The sequence below is a fragment of the Nostoc cf. edaphicum LEGE 07299 genome (genome assembly GCF_015207245.1).
GTDB classification, from domain to species: Bacteria; Cyanobacteriota; Cyanobacteriia; order Cyanobacteriales; family Nostocaceae; genus Nostoc; species Nostoc edaphicum_B.
Genome location: NZ_JADEXF010000391.1, coordinates 1 through 4,825 on the forward strand (window position 1 = coordinate 1; position 4,825 = coordinate 4,825).

At 43.1% G+C, this 4,825-nt stretch carries 4 protein-coding genes and 3 pseudogenes; 1 reads left to right on the top strand and 6 read right to left on the bottom strand.

From position 1 onward, the window contains the following. From IQ229_RS13245 to IQ229_RS13265, 5 genes and pseudogenes are all read right to left on the bottom strand, one after another. On the bottom strand, positions 1-1,116 hold a 1,116-nt coding region (locus IQ229_RS13245; protein WP_194044351.1), incomplete at its 3' end, for a cation:proton antiporter. 245 nt (positions 1,117-1,361) lie between these two features. Next, positions 1,362-1,498: pseudogene (locus IQ229_RS13250) on the bottom strand (SulP family inorganic anion transporter); the annotation flags it as partial. 18 nt (positions 1,499-1,516) lie between these two features. Next, a complete protein-coding gene (locus IQ229_RS13255; protein ID WP_194044352.1) occupies positions 1,517-1,849 on the bottom strand; it encodes a P-II family nitrogen regulator in 333 nt (110 codons plus the stop codon). A gap of 84 nt (positions 1,850-1,933) precedes the next feature. Continuing rightward, on the bottom strand, positions 1,934-3,043 hold the full coding sequence (locus IQ229_RS13260) for a sodium-dependent bicarbonate transport family permease (RefSeq protein ID WP_194044353.1): 1,110 nt from the start codon (positions 3,041-3,043) through the stop codon (positions 1,934-1,936). Between the two features lie 116 nt (positions 3,044-3,159). Beyond that, positions 3,160-3,375: pseudogene (locus IQ229_RS13265) on the bottom strand (SulP family inorganic anion transporter); the annotation flags it as partial. 477 nt (positions 3,376-3,852) lie between these two features. Between IQ229_RS13265 and IQ229_RS13270 the strand changes: the two are divergent. Then, a pseudogene (locus tag IQ229_RS13270) lies at positions 3,853-4,416 on the top strand (GNAT family N-acetyltransferase). Between the two features lie 182 nt (positions 4,417-4,598). Here the strand turns inward: IQ229_RS13270 and IQ229_RS13275 are convergent. Beyond that, the coding region (locus IQ229_RS13275) for a hypothetical protein (protein ID WP_228013440.1) at positions 4,599-4,825 on the bottom strand (227 nt) is incomplete at its 5' end.

Consider the following 4,825-nt stretch of genomic DNA (forward strand, 5'->3'; position numbering starts at 1 on the left):
AATTAATCCTTCTCGATTTTCTGGAACTAAAGGATTAAGAACGCCTAAATCAACTTTCGCGCCAACTGTCACAAAGAAAACTGGCACTAGCATATCAGCAACAGGTTTAACCTGCTCATCTAACTCTTTGCGTTTATCCGTTTCATCCAAAACTAAGCCAGCCGCAAATGCGCCTAAGATAGCTTCTAAATGAATTGCACTTCCCAAAAAAGCCATAAAGAAGGCAAAGATAAATGCTGGGATAATTAAGTTTCCTCGTGTTTGCAATTTATTAGCGATCGCAACAAAACTCTGATTGAAATATTTACCTAATAGAATCGAACCAATGAGAAAGACTGTAGCGCTGACAATTAAATAAATGACGTTGAAAATATCAACCTCACCAGTTTTAGCAAGACTCGCAACCACTGCCAAGACAATGATGCCTAAAATGTCATCAATTACAGCTGCACCGACAATAATCTGACCTTCACGAGATTTTAACTGCCCAATTTCTGACAAAACTTTTGAGGTAATGCCAATACTAGTAGCTGTCAGCGCTGCACCTGCAAAAATTGCTGGAATTACTGGCGCATGAAACAACAAAATCAACCCCGCCGTGCCAGCTGCAAAAGGAACAGCTACCCCAACACAAGCAACAATTGTTGCTTGATAACCGACTTTCTGTAATTCTTTTAAGTCTGATTCTAGACCAATTTCAAATAACAGAATGATCACACCTAATTCGGCAAGCACAGAAACAACTTCGCTCTGGCTTTGGAAGATTGATGTGACGGCATCAGGACTGAGGTTGTTAATGAATTGCAGGATAGTCATGATAATGGAATCGCTACCAGCTGCTCCACTATCAGGAAACACTACCAAATGGAGAGCAGAAGCACCCACAAGCACCCCACCAACTAATTCTCCTAATACAGGGGGCAAGTCCATCATTCTAAATAATTCGCCACCAATTTTACTAGCCAGATAAATGACTACTAAACTTAGCAATACTCCAGTCAGCACAATAGGAGCATATTCTGCCTCGTTAGTTGTTGCTAGTAAAGGAGACTGTAAACCTACGGCGAGGAAATTTAACCCGGTAAATGAATTAAGTATTGGTTCTGAAAAAATCATGTTTTTGCTTGTGTTTCTGATTCATTTTGGAGCCAATGAAAAAATGTAATTTATATCTCGTAATTCATAATCCAATTACGAATTACAAGTTACGAATTACAAATAGGTGTCAGTGTAAGTACCAACGCCAGGATTATTAGCATAAGTTGCATGAGGATTAACTAAAGCAACGGCTTGTTTAAGTGCATCTATACGATCTACAAACATGTAATGCTCTGGTACAAACCTCGAAATGCCAAACTTGTAGGGTTTGCCTGTCCGACAAAAGAAGCAATCTGCAAAATAATCACAATCACGCCATCCCAGACATAAACCCAGAAATCACGCTGTAAGGCATGAGGGTAATGTATTTACCCAACTTAAATATCCCAAAAAAGATTTGGTGGCGCGTCGTCTCGATTCAACAGCCATCTGGCCCGCAGAAATGTCTCCCGTACAGTACCTCTGCTTCACAGATATAGATAATGCCCGCATAATCGGTGAAAAACTTGATTGCGACCTGATCCGCAATCTTCTCTGCCATCTCCCGATTTTCGGTGAGTATCTCAAACTTTACATTTGAATCGGTGTCGGCAGTGTTGGGTTTACCGGTAGAGCGCACGTTGCGACTGCCTTTACCGCCAGTATCCACCACCGTATAACCAGTCGCCCCGCATTCATCAATGATCTTGGCGACCTTTTTCATCAGCACCTTTTCCGTGACGATGACGAGCTTGTTGGCACGCTTGCCCATGTTGGTTACCTCCTGAAATGATGTAATTTATCTACTTGGTCTGCCCGGTCAAGGAAGCGCCGACAGACCTCAATCCGTCTGGGATTAGCCGCCGAGCGCTTGGGCAAGTCCGAGGAAGAACGGTATACACAAGCCGATCGCAACTGGCGTACCGACGGCTGTGGACGCGCCTATATAGGCAGATGGATTGGCTGACGGGATACCAGCTCGCAACGTAGGCGGCCCTGAAATGTCCGAACTAGAGGAAGCGATGACAGCCAGGATCACAACGCCGCCCATGCTGAATCCCGTGGCGTAGTGGGCAATCATGCCGAGACCGAAGGCGATTAGCCCATGTACAAAAGGTGCCACCACACTATATACAACGTACCACTGGGCTACCTTACGAAGTTCGCCAATTCTTGACCAAGCTTCCATCCCCATGACCAGCATCAAGATCGAAAGCAAGCCACGAAAGGCAGGATCGTAGAAGCCTTTATAGACACTTTCCGGTTGGGTAAACAGTCCCAGAGCCAGACCTAGCAACATTGCCGATAAGGCAGGGCCCCGGAGGCTTTCCTCGATAATTGGCCATATCTTGACCTTGTTATCCCCAGCATCCTGCTGTTGGCTGAGATATTGCTGCCGGGTGCTGGGATAATCTTTTTGATCGGGATAATCACCAGCCGCAACAGGCTGCTCAGTATAGTAGGCTGCTTCTTTACGCTTCTTCTTGTTGAGGTAAATGTTGGCGATAACAATTGCAGTTACCAGCGCTGGGATATCCATGAAGGGATAGAGTGCGCCAGCCCATGCCTCGTATGCCATCTTTTGTTCTTCCAGTACCGTCAGACCAGCAGCCATTGTAGAACCACTCACGGCTCCAAACAATCCCCCAGTTGCGATCGCATCAACGACTTTGACCTTTGGCAGCTTGGCTAACGTATAGCGCGAGATGAATACAATCGTAATCCCTGTTATTACAGCAAAGATCATGGGTAACACCATCTCCGTCAGATTAGAATTGCGGATCGCAATTCCACCGGTCAGACCGATTTTGGTGAGCAGCATGAAGACGATGATCGTACAAATCGCCTCTGGAATGACCAATTCGCTACCGAGGGCAGCAATGATCATGCCACCAATCAAAAAGGCGAGTGTTGGGGACTGCAACTGCTTAATGAAGTCCATTAGAAAAAGGGACCAAAAATCCACGAATACCTCCTTGTGCTTCCTCTGATGAGGAGTATTACAATAAATGAACTTTAAAAAAGACTGATGCGCTTGACTCCTACAGCACAGGTGCTGCACAAGAACCTCTAGAGAGGGCTTACGGTCATTGGCCCGGTCAGTTCAGAGATCAACGTTGGCGTACCGCTAAACAGGGCGGCAAAAAAGCCGACGGAAACTGCACCATAAAGACCAGCTACAGGCCCAGCACCGGAAGCAACACCGAATGCCAGCGCTAGAGGCAACGAAACGATCGCAGCAGTTAAACCACCGAATAAATCGCCTCGTAAGTTTCTAAAATGGATCGTATTAGTCAATGACGTACTGGGGTTTTGGTTACAAAAAATGCAAAATAAATTTTGGGTTGTAAAAATTGCCAGCTACTTTGAGTACGTTTCATGTTTTATTGCCATGAGAAATCAGGCAAAGAAAACTTTAATTCTTTGCAAAGCAGTAGACTATATTGCCTTCCTACATGGCGAGTCGCTAAATACGAATCTCCAATAGAGAAGGCTTAGGATAAAGATGGTTCAAAAATTGGACTGAAAAAACTTACATAAATTGCAAGTTTTATTTATACCTAAGTTTTATGCGATAAACAATAGCTTACAGCCTTATATGTCAATATTGTTAATTCACAAGCTTTAATCTTAAATAAATATTAAATTGTTATCATAGATAAAAGACTATGCATATTGACTAATCATAGATAAAAAACTATACATATTGACTAACTTTGATTACAATACCTTTTGGCTTGTGACTATATAGTATGTAGTTGTTAATCCAAAACAATGAATCTACCACTAGAAAGCCAACGTCTCGTACTGCGAGACTTTGTAGAATCAGATTGGCCAGCAGTTCATCAATACGCTAGCGATCGCAAAGTTGTGCGTTATTTGACTTTTGGCCCAAACACTCAAGAAGATACTAAAAGTTTTTTACAAAGAGAGATTTCATTGCAAGGGGAAGAACCCCGTCAGCATTTTGCCTTAGCGGTGGCTTTGAAAGCCCAAAAGCACTTAATTGGTATCTGTCGCATATCCGTTAAAGATACTGACAACAAAATAGGCTCTATTGGATAATTTTTTACTAAGTAATTTTTGGGTCAAGAATACGCAACTGAAGCTGTAAAAGCGATTATATCATTTAGTTTTCAGGAGTTAGATTTACATCGCCTCTTTGCAACTTGTCATCCAGAAAACATTGCCTCAGCAAGAGTTATGCAAAAAATTGGAATGCAACAAGAAGGATATTTGCGAGAACACCATTGGATTAAGGGAGAATGGCGAGACTCTTGGCTATATGCCATTCTTGAGCATGAATGGAGAGGCGTCAACATAATTCGTAATTCGTAGTTGCAATTCCTTTGGGGTTTGAACCCTCCACTGTCTTGTTGCCCACCCTTCAGCAGAGATGATGGTGGGAGCTTGAACCCTCTTTAATTACGAATTACGAATTACGAATTACGAACTAGTAATTATTTGGTCAAATGATGATTGATTTTCTGAAAATATCATCCATAGACGCCTGATAGACTTCAGTTGGAAAGACTAGGGCTGCTACTGTAGCGTCTTTGAAAAAGAATTGCTGCCAAGTTAGTCACTAAACAGGTGATTGCTAGCCATAGCAAGATATAAGTAGGAGCCATCACCACACCAATCATGAACCAAGTATATACGTGCAGGATCATTACAGAAGCGAAAAAGCCGGCAATTCCAGCAGATTGCAACACTTGATACGATGGGCGGCGTAAGGCCACTAGGC